This is a genomic window from Kitasatospora sp. NRRL B-11411, assembly GCF_000721345.1.
Classification (GTDB): domain Bacteria; phylum Actinomycetota; class Actinomycetes; order Streptomycetales; family Streptomycetaceae; genus Kitasatospora; species Kitasatospora cineracea.
In genome coordinates, this window is record NZ_JOGH01000097.1 from 1 (window position 1) to 19,989 (window position 19,989).

18 protein-coding genes are annotated in these 19,989 nt (G+C 74.5%); 4 read left to right on the plus strand and 14 right to left on the minus strand.

Annotated features, from left to right (window positions below; genetic code table 11):
• Nucleotides 1-664: GNAT family N-acetyltransferase (locus IH44_RS0130210; RefSeq protein ID WP_369795014.1), on the plus strand; the 664-nt coding region annotated here is incomplete at its 5' end.
• A 71-nt stretch (nt 665-735) separates the two neighbouring features.
• On the opposite strand, the gene truB is transcribed toward IH44_RS0130210, so the two are convergent.
• The 8 genes from truB to rimP form a co-directional block, all read right to left on the minus strand.
• Nucleotides 736-1,641: a tRNA pseudouridine(55) synthase TruB gene (gene truB, locus IH44_RS0130215; protein ID WP_030462947.1), complete on the minus strand. Its 906-nt coding sequence runs from the start codon at nt 1,639-1,641 to the stop codon at nt 736-738.
• Nucleotides 1,642-1,718: 77 nt separating this feature from the next.
• Nucleotides 1,719-2,888: a bifunctional oligoribonuclease/PAP phosphatase NrnA gene (locus tag IH44_RS0130220; protein ID WP_232795141.1), complete on the minus strand. Its 1,170-nt coding sequence runs from the start codon at nt 2,886-2,888 to the stop codon at nt 1,719-1,721.
• A gap of 2 nt (nt 2,889-2,890) precedes the next feature.
• Nucleotides 2,891-3,328 carry a 30S ribosome-binding factor RbfA gene (rbfA, locus tag IH44_RS0130225; protein ID WP_030462949.1) on the minus strand — a complete coding sequence of 146 codons (438 nt, stop codon included), beginning with the start codon at nt 3,326-3,328 and terminating at the stop codon, nt 2,891-2,893.
• A gap of 139 nt (nt 3,329-3,467) precedes the next feature.
• Nucleotides 3,468-3,764: a DUF503 domain-containing protein gene (locus IH44_RS0130230; protein ID WP_030462950.1), complete on the minus strand. Its 297-nt coding sequence runs from the start codon at nt 3,762-3,764 to the stop codon at nt 3,468-3,470.
• A gap of 123 nt (nt 3,765-3,887) precedes the next feature.
• The gene (infB, locus tag IH44_RS44715) at nt 3,888-6,992 is read right to left on the minus strand and encodes a translation initiation factor IF-2 (RefSeq protein WP_081967217.1); all 3,105 of its coding nucleotides are present in this window, start codon (nt 6,990-6,992) and stop codon (nt 3,888-3,890) included.
• A gap of 191 nt (nt 6,993-7,183) precedes the next feature.
• Nucleotides 7,184-7,486, minus strand: a complete 303-nt coding sequence (locus IH44_RS0130240) for a YlxR family protein (protein ID WP_081967219.1) — start codon at nt 7,484-7,486, stop codon at nt 7,184-7,186.
• A gap of 69 nt (nt 7,487-7,555) precedes the next feature.
• Complete coding sequence (nusA, locus tag IH44_RS0130245; RefSeq protein WP_030462953.1) at nt 7,556-8,557, minus strand: transcription termination factor NusA; 1,002 nt, start codon at nt 8,555-8,557, stop codon at nt 7,556-7,558.
• A 2-nt stretch (nt 8,558-8,559) separates the two neighbouring features.
• Entirely contained in the window at nt 8,560-9,102 is a 543-nt protein-coding gene (gene rimP, locus IH44_RS0130250) for a ribosome maturation factor RimP (RefSeq protein ID WP_030462954.1), read from the minus strand.
• A gap of 228 nt (nt 9,103-9,330) precedes the next feature.
• Here rimP and IH44_RS48650 point away from each other — a divergent pair, with 228 nt between their 5' ends.
• The 3 genes from IH44_RS48650 to IH44_RS0130265 are packed head-to-tail and all read left to right on the plus strand — an operon-like array spanning nt 9,331 to nt 11,838.
• Nucleotides 9,331-10,302: a ferritin-like domain-containing protein gene (locus IH44_RS48650; protein WP_107066656.1), complete on the plus strand. Its 972-nt coding sequence runs from the start codon at nt 9,331-9,333 to the stop codon at nt 10,300-10,302.
• A 35-nt stretch (nt 10,303-10,337) separates the two neighbouring features.
• A complete protein-coding gene (locus tag IH44_RS0130260) occupies nt 10,338-11,237 on the plus strand; it encodes an aminoglycoside phosphotransferase family protein (protein ID WP_030462956.1) in 900 nt (299 codons plus the stop codon).
• A 49-nt stretch (nt 11,238-11,286) separates the two neighbouring features.
• Nucleotides 11,287-11,838, plus strand: a complete 552-nt coding sequence (locus tag IH44_RS0130265) for a GNAT family N-acetyltransferase (protein ID WP_030462957.1) — start codon at nt 11,287-11,289, stop codon at nt 11,836-11,838.
• A gap of 7 nt (nt 11,839-11,845) precedes the next feature.
• On the opposite strand, the gene IH44_RS0130270 is transcribed toward IH44_RS0130265, so the two are convergent.
• The 6 genes from IH44_RS0130270 to IH44_RS0130295 form a co-directional block, all read right to left on the minus strand.
• Nucleotides 11,846-12,721, minus strand: a complete 876-nt coding sequence (locus tag IH44_RS0130270; RefSeq protein WP_051817559.1) for a GNAT family N-acetyltransferase — start codon at nt 12,719-12,721, stop codon at nt 11,846-11,848.
• An 85-nt stretch (nt 12,722-12,806) separates the two neighbouring features.
• Nucleotides 12,807-13,967, minus strand: coding sequence for a flavodoxin-dependent (E)-4-hydroxy-3-methylbut-2-enyl-diphosphate synthase (gene ispG, locus IH44_RS0130275; protein ID WP_030462959.1), 1,161 nt, complete (start codon nt 13,965-13,967; stop codon nt 12,807-12,809).
• Nucleotides 13,968-14,091: 124 nt separating this feature from the next.
• The gene (locus tag IH44_RS0130280; protein ID WP_107066657.1) at nt 14,092-15,480 is read right to left on the minus strand and encodes an RIP metalloprotease; all 1,389 of its coding nucleotides are present in this window, start codon (nt 15,478-15,480) and stop codon (nt 14,092-14,094) included.
• 19 nt (nt 15,481-15,499) lie between these two features.
• Nucleotides 15,500-16,729, minus strand: coding sequence for a 1-deoxy-D-xylulose-5-phosphate reductoisomerase (gene dxr / locus IH44_RS0130285; protein WP_030462961.1), 1,230 nt, complete (start codon nt 16,727-16,729; stop codon nt 15,500-15,502).
• A gap of 98 nt (nt 16,730-16,827) precedes the next feature.
• Complete coding sequence (locus IH44_RS0130290) at nt 16,828-18,270, minus strand: aldehyde dehydrogenase family protein (RefSeq protein WP_030462962.1); 1,443 nt, start codon at nt 18,268-18,270, stop codon at nt 16,828-16,830.
• A gap of 127 nt (nt 18,271-18,397) precedes the next feature.
• Nucleotides 18,398-19,963, minus strand: a complete 1,566-nt coding sequence (locus tag IH44_RS0130295) for a PucR family transcriptional regulator (protein ID WP_030462963.1) — start codon at nt 19,961-19,963, stop codon at nt 18,398-18,400.
• Nucleotides 19,964-19,989: the final 26 nt, after the last annotated feature.

Below are 19,989 nucleotides of genomic sequence, written 5' to 3' on the forward strand. Positions count from 1 at the left end.
GCCGACCGCCGCCCCGCACTTGCCCGCACCGGCCCCGCCCCCGCACCCGTTCCCGGTCCGTCCTCTCCCGGTCCGCGCCCGGCGCACGCCCGCCGCCGCCCGCCGCCGGAAAACCGCTGGCGCCCCGGCCGCCCCCGGCGCCACCCTGCGGGGCATGGACGTCCGCCTGGAACCCTGGTCCGAATCCCACCTCGCCCTGCTGCGCCGGATCAACACCCCGCTGATGCGCCGGCACGTCGGCGGCCCGGAGAGCGAGGAGCAGCTGCTGCTGCGCCACCGCCGCTACCTCGAACTCCCGGCCCTGGGCGGCACGATGTACGCGGTGCTGGCCGACGGCGAGCAGGCCGGGTCGATCGCCCACCACCGGCGCGAGTGGCGGGGCGCCGAGGTGCACGAGAGCGGCTGGAACGTGCTGCCCGGCTTCCAGGGCCGCGGCGTCGCGCTCGCGGCCGGCCGCGCGATGCTCACCGCGCTGCGCGCGCTGGTCGCCGCCGACCCGTCCGCCCCGGGCGTGCTGCACGCCTTCCCGGCCGTCGACAACGCCCCGTCCAACGCGCTCTGCGCCCGGCTGGGCTTCACCGGCGCGGGCCCGTGCGCCTTCGAGTACCCGCAGGGCTCGGGCCGCTTCCTGCACAGCAACGACTGGCGCCTGGCCCTGCGCTGAGACCCCACCGGAACGCCGGGCGGCCCCGCCGGGAACCGCCCGACGGGGCCGTCAAGGGCCCGCAGACGCCCTCAGCCGACGAACACCGCCACCGGCTTGGCCTTCCCGCCGACCTCCTCGATCAGCGCCAGGAACCGCCCGTCCGGGTCGAAGACCGCGACCGGCCCGTCCGCGCCCAGCCCGGGCGCGTCCAGCCGCATGCCGTTGGAGAGCAGCCGGGCCTGTTCGGCGTCCACGTCCCAGCGCGGGAAGGCGGCGGCCGCGGCCTCGGCGATCGGCAGCACCTCCAGCTTCTCCTCCAACTGCTCCAGGGTGTGCGCCGATTCGACCCCGTACGGCCCGACCCTGGTGCGCCGCAGCGCGGTCAGGTGCCCGCCGACGCCGAGCGCGGCGCCCAGGTCGCGGGCCAGCGCCCGGATGTACGTCCCGGAGGAGCACTCGACGGTGACGTCGAGGTCGAGCACCGGCGTGCCGTCCTCGGTGACGGCCGGGCGCACCTCGTGCACCGTGAACGAGTGCACCGTGGTGGGCCGGGCGGCGAGCTCGAAGTCCTCGCCCTCGCGGACCCGCGCGTACGAGCGCTTCCCGTCGATCTTGATCGCGCTGACCTTCGACGGCACCTGCATGATCTCGCCGGTCAGTTCGGCGATTCCGGCGTCGATCGCCTCCCGCGCCACGCCGTCGGCGGGGACGGAGGCGGTGACCTCGCCCTCCCGGTCGTCGGTGACCGTGGTCTGCCCGAGCCGGATCGTCGCCTCGTAGGTCTTGGCGGTGAGCATCAGGTGCCCGAGCAGCCGGGTGGCCCGCTCGACGCCGATCACCAGGACGCCGGTGGCCATCGGGTCGAGGGTGCCCGCGTGCCCGACCTTGCGGGTCCCGGCCAGCCACCGCAGCTTGGCGACCACGCCGTGCGAGGTGATGCCCTCCGGCTTGTCGACGATGACCAGCCCGTCGGGGCCCGTCCCTTTACGCTTCATCGCTCATCATCATTTCGAAGTCCCTCGCGCATCCCTGCGCGGCCGCTCGCCCGGCCCGACCGCCGAACCGCACGAGCCTAGCGCGCGCCCGGCCCCTCGGAGTCCGCCCCCGACGCCGCGGCCACCTCGGCCAGCGCCGCCCGGAACCGCTCCACCACGGCCTCCACGGCCTCCCGGGCGCTGAACCCGGCCGCGTACACGTGCCCGCCGCCGCCGAGCCGGGCGCACACCGCCGCGACGTCGACCGCGCCGCGGGAGCGGCAGGAGCCGCGCAGCGTGCCGTCCGGGTCCTGCTTGAGCACCAGCGCGACGTCCGCCTCGGCGGGCTTGCGCAGCACGTCGATCAGGCCCTCGATCTCCTCCACCGTGACGCCGAACAGCGCCAGGTCCTGGTACGGCACCCAGGTCCACACCAGCCCATGCCCACCGGCCTCCTCGGGCTCGAACGCGGCCCGCTCCAGCGCCCCGGCGAGCACCTTGAGGTACCCGAAGGAGGTGGTGTCCCACAGCTGCCGGGAGATCAGGTCCTGCCGGATCCCGGTGGCCAGCATCCGCCCGGCCATCTCGTGGGTGGCGGGCGTGGTGGCCCGGTACTTGAACGAGCCGGTGTCGGTGGCGATGCCGGTGTACAGGCAGGCCGCGATCGACTGGTCGAGCGGCACCCGCAGCCGCCGCAGCAGCTCGTCCACCAGGACGGCGGTGGCGGGCGCGGCCGGGTCGATCAGCCGGACGGTGCCGAAGCCGGGGTTGGAGGCGTGGTGGTCGAACACCACCAGCGCGTCCGCCGCGAAGGCGTTGGCGCGCAGCAGGCCGAGCCGCTCCTCGGAGGCGGCGTCGAAGGCCAGCACCAGCGCGGGCGCGGCGGGCACCGCGGCGGCGGGGACGATCAGCTCCTGCCCGGGCAGGAAGGACAGCGACTCCGGGATGACCTGCGGGTCGTCGCCGAACGACACCCGCACCCGCTTGCCCAGGCCGCGCAGCGCCAGCCCGGCGGCCAGCGCCGAACCGAGCGCGTCGCCGTCCGGGCAGATGTGGCAGACCAGGTCGATCTCGTCGCTGCCCGCGATCAGTTCGAGGGCGCGCCGCCACTCCTCCTCGAACCGGCCCGCGCCACCCGCCGCGTCCGCCTCCGCCCCGGATTCGGACGATGACGCGCTGCGAGGGCCCGGAAGCACCGCGAGGGCGGTCTCCACCTCGACGGTGGAGACCGCCCTCGCGGCACCGGACTCGGCCGGCTCCCCGGCCACGGTCACTCGTCCTCGTCGTCGTCGCGGGACGACTTGTACGGGTCGGCGTCGCCGGCGAACGCGGCCCCGGCGGCGGCGGTGCGGACGGCGGCGTCGGAGAGCCGGGCCTTGTCCAGCAGGTCGTCGATGTTCCGGGCGTTGTCCGGCAGCGCGTCGGCGACGAAGGTCAGGGTCGGCGTGAACCGCACCCCGGTCTGCTTGCCGACCTCGGAGCGCAGGACGCCCTTGGCGCTCTCCAGCGCGGCCGCGCTGGACTCGCGCTCGGCCTCGTCACCGTAGACGGTGTAGAAGACGGTGGCCTCGCGCAGGTCCCCGGTGACCCGGGCGTCGGTGATGGTGACGTACCCCAGGCGCGGGTCCTTGATCCGGCGCTGCAGGGTCTCCGCCACGACCACCTGGATGCGGTCGGCGAGCTTGCGCGCCCTAGCGGTGTCGGTCACGTTGCCTCCTCGTGCAGTAGGCGCGTACCCCGGGTCATGACCTCGCCCGGTGGGGCCCTCTCCCCAACGTACCCGCCCGCGCCCAGCCTTGTGGGCGCTCTCGGTCCTGTGCGGGTGTGACGGTGGTGACGCCCGCAGGTCATTCGTCGTCGTCGTGGTGGTACCGCCTCCGGGCGGAGAGCAGCATCACCTCGGGGCGGCCGGCGACGAGCCGCTCACAGCTGTCCAGGATCTCGTTGACGTACCCGGCCTCGCCGGACACCACCGCACAGCCGATCTCGGCCCTGCGGTGCAGATCCTGGTTCCCTACCTCTGCGGCGCACACGCTGTACTTGCGCTGCAGTTCGGCCACGATGGGCCGCACGATCGACCGCTTCTCCTTGAGCGAGTGCACGTCGCCGAGGAGCAGGTCGAAGGTGAGTGTTCCTACGAACATGTGGGACAGGCCTGAGCCGGCCTGGGAGCCTCGATGGAGTTCCGACAGGCCAGACCCTAACAAGCGCGGCCGGGGCCGGTCGACGGGATAAACACCCGCCGACCGGCCCCGGTTCAGCACCTGCTACGAGCGCGGCTTCTCGCGCATCTCGTAGGTCTCGATGACATCCTCGATCTTGATGTCGTTGAACGAGCCCAGGGTGACACCGGCCTCGAAGCCCTCGCGGACCTCGGTCGCGTCGTCCTTGAAGCGGCGCAGGCCCTCGATGTTGAGGTTCTCCGCCACGACCTTGCCGTCGCGCAGCAGGCGCGCCTTGGTGTTGCGGCGGATGATGCCCTCGCGGACGAGGACACCGGCGATGTTGCCGAACTTGGAGGAGCGGAACACCTCGCGGATCTCCGCGGAGCCGAGGCGCACCTCCTCGTACTCGGGCTTGAGCAGGCCCTTGAGCGCGGCCTCGATCTCCTCGATCGCCTGGTAGATGACCGAGTAGTACCGGATGTCGACGCCCTCGCGCTCGGCCGCGGTACGGGCACGCCCCTCGGCGCGCACGTTGAAGCCGATGATGATGGCGTCCGAGCCCATCGCCAGGTCCACGTCGGACTCGGTGATGGCACCCACACCGCGGTGCAGGACCCGCAGCTCGACCTCTTCGCCCACGTCCAGCTTGACGAGCGCGTCCTCGAGGGCTTCGACGGAACCGGAGACGTCACCCTTGATGATGAGGTTGAGCTTCTCGATGTTGCCGGCGGCCAGCGCGGCCTCGAAGCCCTCCAGCGAGACGCGGACGCGGCGCTGGGCCATCGAGGCGTTGCGGTCGCGGGCGGCGCGCTTCTCGGCGATCTGGCGGGCGGTGCGGTCCTCGTCGACGACGATGAAGCTGTCGCCGGCGCGGGGCACCGAGGTCAGACCGAGCAGCAGCACCGGACGGGACGGGCCGGCCTCGGAGAGGCTGTTGCCGTTCTCGTCCAGCATCGCGCGGACGCGGCCGTAGGAGTCGCCGACCACGATCGAGTCGCCGACCCGCAGGGTGCCGCGCTGGACGAGCAGCGTCGCCATGGCGCCGCGGCCCTTGTCCAGGTGGGCTTCGATCGCGATGCCCTGGGCGTCCTGCTCCGGGTTGGCGCGCAGGTCGAGGGAGGCGTCCGCGGTCAGGACCACGGCCTCCAGCAGCTCCTCGATGTTGAGGCCCTGGCGGGCGGAGATGTCGACGAACATGGTGTCGCCGCCGTACTCCTCGGCCACCAGGCCGAACTCGGTGAGCTGGCCGCGGACCTTGGTCGGGTCCGCGCCCTCGACGTCGATCTTGTTGACCGCGACCACGATCGGCACGCCGGCGGCCTTGGCGTGGTTCAACGCCTCGACCGTCTGCGGCATGACGCCGTCGTTGGCCGCGACCACCAGGATCGCGATGTCGGTGGACTTGGCACCGCGGGCACGCATGGCGGAGAACGCCTCGTGACCCGGGGTGTCGAGGAAGGTGATCGGGCGCTCTTCGCCGTTCACCTCGGTGACCACCTGGTACGCACCGATGTGCTGGGTGATGCCGCCGGCCTCGCCCGCGACCACGTTGGTCTTGCGGATCGCGTCGAGCAGGCGGGTCTTGCCGTGGTCGACGTGACCCATGACGGTGACCACCGGCGGACGCGGCGCGAGCATCTCCTCGTCGCCCTCGTCGGCACCGAAGTCGATGTCGAAGGACTCGAGCAGCTCGCGGTCCTCGTCGTCCCGGCTGACGATCTCCAGCACGAAGCCCATCTCCTGGGCCAGCATCTCGAGCGTCGCGTCGGAGACCGACTGGGTCGCGGTGACCATCTCACCGAGGTTGAACATCACCGAGACGAGCGCCGCCGGGTTGGCGTTGATCTTCTCCGCGAAGTCCGTCAGCGAAGCGCCGCGCGAGAGGCGAACGGTCGCGCCGTTGCCGCGCGGCAGCATCACGCCGCCGACGGACGGGGCCTGCATGGCCTCGTACTCCTGGCGCTTCGCCCGCTTCGACTTCCGGCCACGGGCCGGACGGCCGCCGGGGCCGCGACCGAACGCGCCCTGCGTGCCACCACGGGCACCCGGGCCACCGGGACGACCGCCGAAGCCGCCGGGACGGGCACCGCCGCCGCCGAAGCCACCGCCGCCACCGGCGCCGCCACCCGGGCGGGGGCCGCCGAAGCCGCCACCGGCCGGACGCGAGCCCGGACCGGCCGGACGGCCCTGGAAGCCGGGACGGGCACCGCCCGGAGCACCCGGACGCGCACCGGGGCCACCCGGACGCGCACCGGCACCCGGACCCGGGCGCGGGCCCGGACGCTGCGGCATCATGCCGGGGTTCGGACGGGGCATCCCGGACGGGCTCGGCGCACCGGGCCGCGGAGCGGCCGGACGCGGCATGCCGTCGGGACGGGGCGCACCGGCACCCGGACCGCCGGGACGCGGGGCGCCACCGGGACGGGGACCGCGCTCACCGGACGGCGCACCGCCCGGACGCGGGGCACCGGCACCCGGAGCACCGGCGGGACGGGGCCCGCGCTCGCCACCGGGACGGGGGCCGCGCTCGCCACCCGGCGCACCGGCCGGACGGGGACCGCGCTCGCCACCGGGGCGGGCACCGCGCTCACCGGACGGCGCACCGCCCGGACGCGGGGCCGACGGACGGGCCATGCCCGACGCGCCGCCCGAGGTGAAGGGGTTGTTGCCCGGACGCGGGCCGGCCGGACGCGGGCCCGGACGGGCCGCGGGGTTGGCCGGGGCCGGCCGCGGGGCGGCCGGACGCGCCGGAGCCTCGCCGGCCGGGGCCGGGGAGGAGAACTCCGCCGCCGGCGCCGGAGCGGCCGGGGCGGGCGCCGCCGGGCGCGGACCCGGGGTCGGGGCCTGGCCGGCCGGCTTCGGCGCGGTCGGGCCCGCCGCGGGCGCGGGGGTGGCGGGGGTGGGACGGGGGCCCGGCGTCACGGTGGGACGCGGGCCGGGGGTGGGGGCACCCGGCTTGGGTGCGGCCGAACCGGCGCCGCCGGTCGGCTGGGGCGCCGCGGGCTTCCGCGGGCCAGGCTTCGCGGAGGACGCGCCGCCGGACGGCGGGGTCGCTCCCAAAGCGTCAGTCAGCTTGCGCACGACCGGCGCCTCGATCGTCGAGGACGCCGAACGCACGAACTCGCCCAGCTCGGTGAGCTTGGCCATGACGGCCTTGCTCTCCAAGCCAAGCTCCTTGGCGAGTTCGTATACCCGGACCTTAGCCACTTCGCTCCTGTCTATGCGTCCGGGGTATTCGTCCGCCGGACTGCTGTTACTTCATGGGCGTACTCATCGCGTACTCATCGAGTGCTCATCGCAATCTCGACCTACTTCCATCTCGCGAGGTACCTGACTGGGGCGCACGGCGGCGTACCACGTCGCCGTGCGCTGGTGCGTGTTGCCGGGCGCGGGGCCCGTCAGTGGGCCGACTGCCGATCGGCCGGACTTGCTTCCGCCCCGACGTGCTCCCGCAGGGCGCCGGGGTCGAGCGCGCCCTGGACCCTGAGGGCCCTGGGGAACGCCCGGCGGCGGACCGCGAGGTCGAGGCAGTTCGGGTCGGGGTGCAGATACGCGCCCCGGCCCGGCAGAGTGCCGCGGGGATCGGGGACGCATTCGCCCTCGCCCGCCACGACACGCAGCAGCTCGTGCTTGGCCGCGCGCTTGCGGCAGCCCACGCAGGTGCGTTCAGGGCATGCCCGGACATGCGTCCGGCCAGACACGTTCAAGTCTACCCCTCCGAAGGGACTCACCGCCGCCGAGTAGATCTCCGGAGGCACATGACAACGTTGCTAGCGGCCCTGGGATTCCTGAGCCGGGGCCTCGGTGTCCGGACGGATGTCGATCCGCCAGCCGGTCAGGCGGGCGGCCAGGCGGGCGTTCTGCCCCTCCTTGCCGATCGCCAGCGACAGCTGGTAGTCCGGCACGATCACCCGGGCGGAGCGCTGGGCCAGGTCGACGATCTCCACCTTCGTCACCCGCGCGGGCGACAGGGCGGCGGCGACCATCTCGGCCGGGTCCTCCGACCAGTCGACGATGTCGATCTTCTCGCCGTGCAGCTCGGCCATCACGCCGCGCACCCGCATGCCGTTCGGGCCGATGCAGGCGCCCTTGGCGTTCAGGCCCTGCCGGCGCGACCAGACCGCGATCTTGGTGCGGTGGCCGGCCTCGCGGGCGATCGCGGCGATCTCCACCGAGCCGTCCGCGATCTCCGGGACCTCCAGCGCGAACAGCCGCTTCACCAGGTTCGGGTGGGTGCGCGAGAGCGTCACCGACGGGCCGCGGACACCGCGCCGCACGCCCACCACGTAGCACTTCAGCCGGGTGCCGTGCCGGTAGTCCTCGCCCGGGACCTGCTCCTGCGGCGGCAGGATGGCCTCCAGCTTGCCGATGTCGACCAGCACGCTCTTCGGGTCGTTGCCCTGCTGGACGACACCGGTGACGATGTCGCCCTCCTTGCCCGCGTACTCGCCGAAGGTCTGGTCGTCCGCGGCGTCCCGCAGCCGCTGCAGGATGACCTGCTTGGCAGTGGACGCGGCGATCCGGCCGAAGCCCGACGGGGTGTCGTCGAACTCCTTCGGCTCGACGCCCTCGTCCAGCTCGGACGCGTCCTCCAGCGCCCAGACCGTCACGTGGCCGGTCTTGCGGTTCAGCTCCACCCGCGCCCGGCGGCGCGAGCCCTCGGTGCGGTGGTACGCGATGAGGAGCGCCGACTCGATCGACTCGACCAGCAGGTCGAACGGCACGCCCTTCTCGGTGACCAGCCCGCGCAGGGCACTCATGTCGATGTCCACGACTACGCCTCCTCTTCCTCTTCGTCCACGTCCGCGATGTCGGCGGCGGCGTCGAGCAGTTCCTCGTCCTTGCGGTTGAACTCGACCTGCACCCGGGCCCGCGCGATCTCCGCGAACTCCAGTCGGCGCTCCTTGGGGCGGCCGCGCCCCTTGACCGGCTGCACCTCGACCAGCGCGCCGTCCTCGTCGCTCTCCAGCACCCGCGCGGTCAGCTCCGCGCCGTCCACCAGCTTCACCGCCGCCAGCCGGCCGGTCGCCCGGCGCCAGTGCCGCGGCTCGCTCAGCGGGCGCTCGGCGCCGGGGGAGCCGACCTCCAGCAGGTACGGGGCCTCGCCCATCAGGTCGGAGGCGTCCAGCTGCTGGCTCACCAGCCGGGAGAACTCGGCGATCGCGTCGAGGTCGACGCCGCCGTCGGCGTCCACGTCGATCTGCACCTGGCGGCGGCTGCCGGCCTGGGTCACCTTGACCTCTTCGAGGTCGAGCCCGGCTTCGGCGGCCAGCGGCTCCAACAACGCGCGCAGCCGGTCGGTGGGGGTGGTGCTCATCCGGGTGACTCCTCGGCCGCGTCTGCTGTTGTCGAAGGTGCTAACTCACCGCGAAGCCTATCGGGTCAACCCCCGAACCACCGATTCCGACCCGGGCCGCCCGCACCCCCTGCGAGGAACCTCACAGCGGCCGGATACCGTCCAACCTCCGTACAGGGCGTGTGCGGCTCCGGTAAAGATTCTCCCGACGGGGAGCACCGCGCCCCCACCGAGCCCGCTGGAGCACCGATGCCCGCACCCACACGGCGGACCCTGCTGGCCCTCGGCGCGCTCACCGGGCTCCAACTGCTCTGCGGCTGCACCGACGACCACCCGGCCCCGCCGAAGCCCACCGCCGCCGACCCGGACCGCCCGCTGCGGCTGCGTCAACTGGCCGCCACCGACGCCCTGCTCGCCGACTACGACGCGGTCCTCGCCGCCGCCCCGGCCGACGCCGACCGGCTCGGCACCCTGCGCGAGGACGTCGCCCGGCACCGCGAGGCCCTCGCCGGCACGCTGCCCTCGCCGTCCGCCGCCGGGCCCTCCGCTTCCGGGTCCGCGTCCGCCTCCGGGTCCGGCTCCCCCACCGCGGGCCCGACCGCCCGGACGGCCGCCGAGCTGGCCGCCGCCGAGCAGCGGACCGCCGCGCTGCGCCTGGCCGACCTCGCCGCGGCCTCCCCCGAGCTGGCCCGGACCCTCGCCTCGGTCGCCGCCTCCGACGCGGCCCACGCGGCCGCCCTCGGCAACACCACCGCGCCCGCCCCTTCCCCCTCCCCTTCGGCCTCGGCCCCGGCCGGTGCGCTCCCCGCCGCCGACACCGCCGCCCTGCAGGCCGCGCTGGCCGCCGAGCACGCCGCCGTCTACGGCTACGGCGTGGTCGGCGCGTTCCTCCCCACCGGGCCCCAGCGCGAGGACGCCCGCTCCGGCTACAGCGCCCACCAGGCCCGCCGCGACGCCTGGCAGCGCCTGCTGGCCGCCGGCGGCGCCTCCCCCACCGCCGCCGCCCCCGGCTACCGGCTGCCCTTCGCGGTCAAGGACCCCGCCACCGCCGCCCAGTTGGCCGCCCACCTGGAGACCCAGCTCACCGCCGCCTACGCCGACCTCGCCGCCACCACCGCGCTGCGCGAGCAGGCCGCCGCCGCGCTGCGCGAGGCCGCCCTGCGCGCCGCCCACTGGGGCGCCGACCTGCCCGCCCTCCCGGGCCTGGCCGCGGCGTCCTGACCACCGGGGGCCCGTCGGCCCGGATAATCGATCACATGGCACAACCTGCGCGGTTCAGCGCCCCCCAGCGTCTCGTCGAGTCCGTCCGGGCGGAGGACACCCCGTCGGCGCGGGCCTGGCTGGCGCAGCTGCCCGCGCTGCTCGATGCCCGGCTGGCGGCCTGGGGGCTGGTGCCGGAGCGGATCGCGGAGCCGGGCGGGCGCAGCAGCCTGCTGGTGCACGCGCACCGGGCGGACGACCTGGCGCCGGTGGCCCTGAAGCTGGCGCGCCCGAGCGGCGAGGCCGCCGCCCTGCGGACGTGGGCCGGCCGGGGCGCGGTCCTGCTGCTGGACGAGGCCGACGGGGCCCTGCTGCTGGAGCGGCTGCACGGGGAGATCCCGCTGCGCTCGCTGGCCGAGCCGAAGGCGATGCTGGAGGCGACCAGCCTGCTGCACCGCCTGTGGGTCCCGGCCCCGGCCGGGCACGGCCTCCCGTCCCTGGCCGAGCACGCCCGGCAGCTCGCGGACCGGATCGCCGAACGGCGCTCGCTCCCGGGCGCCGCGGACGCCGGGCCGCTGGTGGACGAGGCCCTGGAGGCCGTGGCGCTGGCCGGGGACGGCGGCGGGTGGCTGCTGCACGGGCGGTTCCGGCACGGCCGGGTGCTGGCCGCCGACCGCGCCCCGTGGCTCGCGGTGGCCCCGCGCCCGGTGGTCGGCGACCGGGCGTACGACCTGGCCTCGCTGGTGCTGGACCGGCTGGACACCCTGGCCGCCTCCCCGGGCCCGCGCGGCGCGGCCCGGCGCCGGCTGGCCCGGCTGTCCGAGGCGGTGGAGCTCCCCGCCGACCGGGTCCGCGCCTGGACCCTGCTGCGGGCGGTGGACACCGCCCTGGGGTCGCTGGCCGCGGGCGGCACCGCGGCGGCCGAGCTCCATCTGGAGTTCGCCGCCTGGCTGTGAGGCCGGGGCGGTCGGCCGCCCGCGGCGGCAGGTAGTAACGTCCCGCTTCATGGAGCAGCTCACCGGGGTGACGATCGAGGCCATCGACCTGGCGGCGTGGGCGCCCGCCGTGCTGGAGGTCCAGGCCGTCGCGTTCGGGCTGGGGCCGCACGAGGTCGCGGTGCGGCTGCCGATCGTGGGGCGGCACGCGCTGCAGCCGGGGGTGGTGGCTCTGGGGGCGATGTCCCGGGGGCGGCTGGTGGGCTTCGGGTACGGGATGCCGAACCGGCGCGACCACTGGTGGTCGACGGTGATCGAGCCGTACCTGGCGGCGCGCGGCCACGAGGACTGGCTGGACGGGGTGTTCGCGGTGACGGAGCTGCACGTGCTGCCGGAGTTCCAGGGCCTCGGCGTGGGCACCCGGCTGATCCGCACGCTGTGCGGGCACTCGGGCCTGGACCGCTCGATCCTGTCGGCGATCGACGCGGAGACCCCGGCCCGCCGGCTGTACCGCTCGCTCGGCTACCGGGACCTGGCGCCCGCGGTGCGCTTCCCGAACACGGCCCGCCCGTACGCGGTGATGGGCGCCCACCTGCCGCTGCGCGACCCGGCCCGGCCCTGACGGACCGTCAGAACAGCACGCTCATGAACGCGCCGACCTCGCGGAAGCCGACCCGGCGGTAGGCGGCGCGGGCCCGGACGTTGAAGTCGTTGACGTACAGCGAGACGACCGGGGCGACCTCGGCGAGGGCGGTGTTGACGACGGCGGCCATGCCGGTCTCGGAGAGCCGCCTGCCGCGGTGCTCGGGGGCCACCCAGACGCCCTGGACCTGGCAGGCCCCGGCGGTGACGGCGCCGATCTCGGCCTTGAAGACGACCTTGCCGTCCTCGTCGAAGCGGGCGAACGACCGTCCGGTGGAGACCAGTTCGGCGACCCGGGCCTGGTAGAGCAGCCCGCCGTCGCCGGCCAGCGGGGAGATGCCGACCTCCTCGGTGAACATGGCCACGCAGGCGGGCATCAGCGCCTCGATCTCGGCCCGGCCGACCCGGCGCACCAGCGGGTCGGGCTCGACCTCGGTGACGGGCGTGGCGGTGGCCATCAGCGGCTGGTGGGCGCGGACGTCGCGGGCCGGGCCCCAGGAGCGCTCCAGCAGCGCCCAGAGCGTCGCGGTGGCCTCGGCCGGGCCGACGATGGAGGAGCAGCGGCGGCCCTGCCGGCGGGCGCGTTCGGCGAAGGCGCGGACGGCCTCGGGGCCGGCGTTGACCGGGACGAGGTTGGCGCCGGCGTAGCAGAGCGCGTCGAGCCGGCCGTCGGCGTCGTGCCAGCCCCACATCTCGCCGCCGAGCCGCCAGGGGTCGAGGCCGACGGCCTCCACCCGGGTGGCGACGAAGGCGTTGGCGACGGGGTCGCGGTGCAGGATCTCCAGCGCGTCGTCGAGGTCGGGGGCCTCCAGCACGCGGGTGGCGGCGAGCGCCCGGGCGACCTGGAACGGGCCGGGCAGCATCACACCTCGGTCGAGCACGGGGGCACCTCTCCGAACGGGCGGGGCCGCCCCTGTCAGGGCGGCCCCGCCGGGGGACTTCAGGCCGTCACTCGGCGGCCACGACGACGGGGGCGCCGGATTCGACGCCTTCCTCCTGCATCTGCTCGGCCAGCTTCATGGCCTCCTCGATCAGGGTCTCGACGATCTTCGACTCGGGCACGGTCTTGATCACCTCGCCCTTGACGAAGATCTGGCCCTTGCCGTTGCCGGAGGCGACGCCGAGGTCGGCCTCCCGGGCCTCGCCGGGACCGTTGACGACGCAGCCCATGACGGCGACCCGCAGCGGCACCTCCATGCCCTCCAGGCCGGCGGTGACCTCCTCGGCGAGCTTGTAGACGTCGACCTGGGCGCGGCCGCAGGACGGGCAGGAGACGATCTCCAGGCCGCGCTGGCGCAGGTTCAGCGACTCCAGGATCTGGATGCCGACCTTGATCTCCTCGGCCGGCGGGGCGGAGAGCGAGACCCGGATGGTGTCGCCGATGCCCTCGGCGAGCAGCGCGCCGAAGGCCACCGCGGACTTGATGGTGCCCTGGAAGGCGGGGCCGGCCTCGGTGACGCCGAGGTGCAGCGGGTAGTCGCAGGCGGCGGCGAGCTGCCGGTAGGCGTTGATCATCACGACCGGGTCGTTGTGCTTGACCGAGATCTTGATGTCGCGGAAGTCGTGCTCCTCGAACAGCGAGCACTCCCACAGCGCGGACTCGACCAGCGCCTCGGGGGTGGCCCGGCCGTACTTCTCCAGCAGCCGCTTGTCGAGCGAGCCGGCGTTGACGCCGATCCGGATCGGCACGCCGGCGTCCTTGGCGGCCTTGGCGATCTCGCCGACCTTGTCGTCGAACGCCTTGATGTTGCCGGGGTTGACGCGGACGGCGGCGCAGCCGGCGTCGATCGCGGCGAACACGTACTTCGGCTGGAAGTGGATGTCGGCGATCACCGGGATCTGCGACTTCTTCGCGATGATCGGCAGCGCGTCGGCGTCGTCCTGCGAGGGGACGGCGACCCGGACGATCTGGCAGCCCGAGGCGGTCAGCTGGGCGATCTGCTGCAGCGTCGCGTTGACGTCGGAGGTGAGCGTGGTGGTCATCGACTGCACCGAGACCGGCGCGTCGCCGCCGACCGGCACGTTGCCGACCATGATCTGACGCGAGTGGCGGCGCTGGGCCAGCGGCTTGAGCGGCAGGGAGGGGATACCGAGCGAGATCGCGGTCATGTGCGCAGTTTTTCCTCTGGAGAGGTCGGTGAGCCGGGGCGCGCCGCGGTGGCGGGGGCGCCCGGCGTCCAACGGTACGGCACGGCCGGGTGGCGGAGCACACCCGGCCGTGGGTGGCGCGCGCCTAGGCCCTGTCCGGCCGATCTTGCCGGGCGCGCGACTCCGGGCATCCCGCCTGGAAGCACCGGCCCAACACCCGAGTACATCCAGTACGAGGGCGTCGGGCCGGCACTCCCAGCCGGGCGCCAAGGGGGTACCTCCCAGCCCCCCTCGGGGCTGGGGGAGCCGCGCGCTGATCCAGCCGGGCCACGTCGAACGGGCCGGGGTCGGGGCGGCGCAGCAGCCTGGCGAAGCCGCGGCGCAGCGACTCCCACAGCGCGCCGGCGATGTGGCCGCCGTCCAGCGGCAGCAGCGGGAGCATGTTGAACAGGAAGAGCATCAGGTTGATGCCGGCCAGCAGCTGCACCGAGAAGGCGAGCCGCTGGGTGGCGGGCAGGTCCATCGAGAACACGTCACCGCCGAGCCGGGCGGCGCCGACCATGCCGATCGGGGAGTCGGCGTCGCGCGGGGTGCCGTCGACCACGGCGTGCCACAGGCCGGGGATCTTGCCGGGCAGCTGGGTGAGCGACTCGACGCTGTGCCGGGCCATCGACCCCATCTGGTCGGCGCTCTCGGCGAGCGTCATGTGGTGCACGCCGGTGGCGGGGGTGATGCCGAGGAAGCCCGCGGTGACGGTCTGCCCCTTGATCGGGTTGTTGTCCTTGTCGTACGCCTGCAGCGTGTTGGTCTTGATGTCGGCGCGCAGCGTCTGCTGCTCGCCGCCCCGGTGCCGGACCAGGACGTCGACCTGCTTGCCGGCGGAGTCCCGGATCAGGTTCTGCAGCTGCGGGTAGTCGTGGATCTGCACGCCGCCGAAGCTGAGCACCGTGTCACCGGCGCGCAGGCCCGCCAGGTTGGCCGGGGACTTCTCGGCGTCGGGCGTGCAGTCGTTGGTCTTGGCGCTGACCGGGACGACGCACTCGCTGACCTCCTGCACGGTCGGCACGGCCTGCTGCACGCCGATGCCCATGAACAGGGCGAGGAACAGGCCGAGCGACAGGACCAGGTTCATGCCCGGGCCGGCGAACATCACGATGACGCGCTTCCACGGCTTGCGGGTGTAGAACAGCCGGGTCTCGTCGCCGGGCTGCAGCTCCTCGTAGGAGGCGGCCCGGGCGTCCTCGATCATGCTCCGCCAGGGCGAGGAGGAGCGTTTCGTTATCCGGCCGTCCGCGCCGGGCGGGAACATCCCGATCATCCGGATGTAGCCGCCGAACGGGATCGCCTTGAGGCCGTACTCCGTCTCGCCGCGCTTGACCGACCAGATGGTCCGGCCGAAGCCGACCATGTACTGCGGCACCCGGATGCCGAACAGCTTCGCGGTGGACAGGTGGCCGAGCTCGTGCCAGGCGATCGAGAACAACAGCCCGACCACGAAGATCAGGACGCCCAGCACCCACATCAGCTTGTCCACCGCGTCGCCTCCGTCGTACCTAACCTGCCGCCAGTTCCCGGGCCCGGGTGCGGGCCCAGTGCTCAGCCTGGAGTACGTCCTCCACCGTGAGCGAAGTTCCCGCCGCCGGGGTGCCGTGTTCGGCGACCACCTTCGCCACAGTGTCCACGATTCCGGTGAAGGGCAGTGCGCCGTTCAGGAAAGCGTCCACACATTCCTCGTTGGCGGCGTTGAAGACCGCGGGGGCCGTCCCGCCGAGCGTACCCACCTCGCGGGCCAGCTCGACCGCAGGGAAGGCCGCGTCGTCCAGCGGGAAGAACTCCCAGGTCGCGGCCTTGGTCCAGTCGCAGCCGGGCGCGGCGTCGGGCACCCGGTCCGGCCAGCCGAGGCCCAGCGCGATCGGCATCCGCATGTCCGGCGGGCTGGCCTGGGCCAGCGTGGAGCCGTCCGTGAACTCCACCATCGAATGAACGACCGACTGCGGATGGACCACCACCTCGATCCGGTCGAAGGGCACGTCGTACAGCAGGTGCGCCTCGATCACCTCCAGGCCCTTGTTCACCAGGGTCGCCGAGTTGATCGTCACCACCGGGCCCATCGCCCAGGTCGGGTGGGCCAGCGCCTCGGCGGGGGTCACGCCCGCCAGCTGCTCGCGGGTGCGGTTGCGGAACGGGCCGCCGCTGGCCGTCACCACCAGCTTGCGGACCTCGGCCCGGGTGCCGCCGGCCAGCGCCTGGAACAGCGCGGCGTGCTCGGAGTCCACCGGCACGATCTGGCCCGGCCGAGCGACGGCCTTCACCAGCGGGCCGCCGACGATCAGCGACTCCTTGTTGGCCAGCACCAGCACCCGGCCGGCCCGCAGCGCGGCCAGCGTCGGCGCCAGGCCGATCGAGCCGGTGATGCCGTTGAGCACCGAGTGGCACTCCGTCGCGGCCAGTTCGGTCGCCGCGTCCGGGCCCGCCAGCACCTCGGGCAGCGCCGCGCCGCCCGCCCCCGCCGCCAGCGCGGCGCGCAGCGGCGCCTCGGCGGCCGGGTCGGCCACCGCCACGGTGCGCACGCCCAGCGCGAGCGCCTGCTCGGCGAGCAGCTCGACCCGGCCGCCGGCCGCGGACAGCGCCACCACCTTGAACCGGTCGGGGTTGCGGAGCACCACGTCGATGGCCTGGGTGCCGATCGACCCGGTCGAGCCCAGGATGACCAACTCCCGGGGGCCGTCCGGGTCCTGCACGGCCGGAGTGAAGCGCGACTGCGGATGGGCGAGCGAGTTCATGCCCCCATTGTGTCCTGCCCCGGCCCCCGCGACGGACGCCCCGCCCGCCGGCTGGGGGCAGCGGCGGGCGGGGCGTCCGGGAGCGCCGGGCGGCGGGCTCAGAGGTCCAGACCGGTCAGGACCAGCACCTTCTCGAAGGTGAAGTCGTCCATCGCGTAGCGCACGCCCTCGCGGCCCACGCCGGAGTCCTTCACGCCGCCGTACGGCATCTGGTCGGCCCGGTAGGACGGCGCGTCGCCGATCACCACGCCGCCGACCTCCAGCTCGCGGTGGGCCCGGAACGCGGTCTGCACGTCGTGCGTGAACACGCCGGCCTGCAGGCCGAACGCCGAGTCGTTGACTGCGGCGAACGCCTCCTCGGTGCCCTCGACCCGGTGCAGCGACAGCACCGGGCCGAACACCTCGGCGGTGGCCAGGATGGCGTCCGCGGGCAGCTCGGCCAGCACGGTCGGGGCGTAGGCCGCGCCGTCCCGGCTGCCGCCGGTGAGCACCTTGGCGCCCTTGGCGACCGCGTCCTCGACCCAGGACTCGACGCGCTTGGCGGCGTTCTCGTCCACCAGCGGGCCGACGTCGGTGGCCTCGTCGGACGGGTCGCCGGTGACCTGGGCCCGCACCTTGGCGACGACCTTCTCCACCAGGCGGTCGTAGACGCTCGCGTCGGCGATCACCCGCTGCACCGAGATGCAGGACTGGCCGCCCTGGTAGTTGGCGAACAGCGCGATCCGGCCGGCCGCCCAGTCGAGGTCCGCCTCGGAGCTCCAGTCGGCCAGCACCACGGCCGCGGCGTTGCCGCCGAGCTCCAGGGTGACGTGCTTGCGCGGCACCGAGTCCATGATCTGGTAGCCGACCTTGTCCGAGCCGGTGAACGAGATCACCGGCAGGCGCTCGTCCTGCACCAGGGCGGGCATCTTGGCGTTCTCCACCGGCAGCACGCTCCAGGAGCCGGCCGGCAGGTCGGTCTCGGCCAGGATCTCGCCCAGCACCAGGGCGGAGACGGGGGTGGCCGGGGCGGGCTTGAGGATGATCGGCGCGCCCACCGCGATCGCCGGGGCGACCTTGTGCGCCACCAGGTTCAGCGGGAAGTTGAACGGGGCGATGCCCAGCACCGCGCCGCGCGGGAAGCGCCGCACGATCGCGTACCGGCCGGTGCCGCCCGGGTCGGTGTCCAGCCGCATGGTCTCGCCGTTGGTCCGGCGGGCCTCCTCGGCGGCCCAGCGGAACACCGACACGGCCCGGCCGACCTCGCCGCGCGCCCACTTGATCGGCTTGCCGTTCTCGGCGGTGATCAGCCGGGCGATCTCCTCGGTGCGCTCGGCCAGCCGCTTGGCGACGTGGTCCAGTGCGGCCGCCCGCTGGTGCGCCGGGGTGGCGGCGAACACCGGCACCGCGGCGGCCGCGGCCGCCACGGCCTCCTCCACCTGCGCGTCGGTCGGCACGCTGACCTTCGCCACCAGGCTGCCGTCGTGCGGGTGGCGGACCTCGAACTCCGCCTCGCCGCTCGCCCGCCGCCCGGCCAGCCAGAACTCCTGAGTGGTGGTCACGGTCGCACCGGCCCCTTCCCTCGAAAGACTTGTCGCCTTCACGGTAGGGCGCGGCCCCGGGGTTTCCGATTGGACGGACGGGACGAAACCGGGGGCCCGATTAGGACGCTGCGGAGGACAGGACGGCCTACTCCTCGCCCGACCTGAGCGCCAGCCACAGCTCCATCCGGACGTCGGTGTCGTCCAGCGAGCGGCCCAGCAGCTCCTCGACCCGCCGCATCCGGTAGCGCAGCGTGTGCCGGTGCACGCCCAGGTCGGCCGCCGCCGCGTCCCACTGGCCGTGCCGGGAGAGCCAGGCGCGCAGCGAGGCGACCAGGTCGCCGCGGGCGGTGCGGTCGTGGTCGCGCAGCGGGCGCAGCAGGCCCTCGGCGAAGGCGGTGACCGCCTCCTCGCCAAGCAGCGGCAGCAGCGAGCCGGCGCCGACCTCCTCGTGGTCGACGGTGCGCCGGCCGCCGCGCTGGGCGACCGCCAGGGCCCGCTCGGCCTGGGCGTGCGCGGTGCCGGCCTCCTCCAGCGCGGCGGGGGCGGAGACGCCCAGCGCCAGGCCCTCGTGCTCCTCGACGGCGCCCAGGCAGGCCCGGTGCACCGAGCCGTTGTCCAGCGCGAGCACCGTCAGCCGGGGCCCGTGCGCGCCGTCCTCGCGGGACACCAGCAGCTTCTCGCCGACCTTGCCGCCGGCGTTCTCCGCCCGGTCGGCCAGCTCGCCGAGCGCCTCCGCGGCCTCCGGGCCGGGCCCGGCGGCCGCCACCAGCACCCGGACGGTGCCCTCGGGCAGGCCGCCGAACAGCCCGGCGGCGACCTGCCGGGCGGTGCCGACCTCGCCGGCCAGCACCATCCGCAGCAGCGCGGCGCCCATCTTCTCCTCGGCCTGCCGCAGCTCGCGCGAGCGCTCCAGGGTGAGGGTGAGCAGCGCGACGGCCGCGTTCAGCACGTACCGCTCGGTGGGGGTGATCCGGTCCTCGGTGCCGACCGCGAGGAAGCCGCGCGGACGGCGGTCGGCGCCCAGCGACTGGACCACCACGTAGTCCTCGTCGGCGGTGTCGATCGTCCCGGCCCGGCCCTGCAGGGCGGCGCTGGACGGGGCCGGGCGGCGGCGCAGCCGGTCCACCTCGGCGGCCAGCCGGCCGGCCCGGCGGGCGGCCCAGTCGGGGGCGACCGCGGACAGCGCGCCGGAGCCGTCGTACAGCGCGGCCCAGCCGCCGAGCCGGGCCGCCAGCCGGCGGACGATCGCGGTGGTGCCGTCCTTGCCGAGCGCGGCCCGGGTCAGCTCCTCCTGCGCCTCGAAGCTGGTGGTGACGGCCTCGTACTGCTCGGCGGCCAGCGCGGCCGAGACGGTCTTGGAGATGGCGATGAACGGCGTCGCCTCGGGCACCCGCAGCAGCGGCAGCCCGCGCTGGGCGGCCGCCTCCACCAGGGCCTGCGGCACCTCGCTGTGCGAGAGGCCGACGCCCAGCCCGAGGCCGACCACGCCCGCGTCGGCGAGCCGGTGCACGTAGGCCTGCAGCTTGGCGGCGGCCTTGCCCAGCTTGATGCCGGTGGTGAGGAGCAGCTCGCCGCCCTCGAGGAACGGGGTGGGATCGTCCAGCTCACTGGTGTGGACCCAGCGGACGGGGCGTTCCAGGTGGTCCGCGCCGGCCAGCACCGTCAGGTGGAGCGCGGAGGTGCGGACGACGGAGGCGAGAGTGGGGGGCATGGCACCTTCGGTGGTTCGACCTGGCT

What these genes read in the sequence shown, in the direction of transcription:
- truB (WP_030462947.1), bottom strand. Translation starts at nt 1,641, where the DNA reads ATGAAGCGTAAAGGGACGGGCCCCGACGGGCTGGTCATCGTCGACAAG.
- IH44_RS0130230 (WP_030462950.1), bottom strand. Translation starts at nt 3,764, where the DNA reads ATGTTCGTAGGAACACTCACCTTCGACCTGCTCCTCGGCGACGTGCAC.
- rimP (WP_030462954.1), bottom strand. Translation starts at nt 9,102, where the DNA reads ATGAGCACCACCCCCACCGACCGGCTGCGCGCGTTGTTGGAGCCGCTG.
- IH44_RS48650 (WP_107066656.1), top strand. Translation starts at nt 9,331, where the DNA reads ATGCCCGCACCCACACGGCGGACCCTGCTGGCCCTCGGCGCGCTCACC.
- IH44_RS0130260 (WP_030462956.1), top strand. Translation starts at nt 10,338, where the DNA reads ATGGCACAACCTGCGCGGTTCAGCGCCCCCCAGCGTCTCGTCGAGTCC.
- IH44_RS0130265 (WP_030462957.1), top strand. Translation starts at nt 11,287, where the DNA reads ATGGAGCAGCTCACCGGGGTGACGATCGAGGCCATCGACCTGGCGGCG.
- IH44_RS0130270 (WP_051817559.1), bottom strand. Translation starts at nt 12,721, where the DNA reads ATGCTGCCCGGCCCGTTCCAGGTCGCCCGGGCGCTCGCCGCCACCCGC.
- ispG (WP_030462959.1), bottom strand. Translation starts at nt 13,967, where the DNA reads ATGACCGCGATCTCGCTCGGTATCCCCTCCCTGCCGCTCAAGCCGCTG.
- dxr (WP_030462961.1), bottom strand. Translation starts at nt 16,729, where the DNA reads ATGAACTCGCTCGCCCATCCGCAGTCGCGCTTCACTCCGGCCGTGCAG.
- IH44_RS0130295 (WP_030462963.1), bottom strand. Translation starts at nt 19,963, where the DNA reads ATGCCCCCCACTCTCGCCTCCGTCGTCCGCACCTCCGCGCTCCACCTG.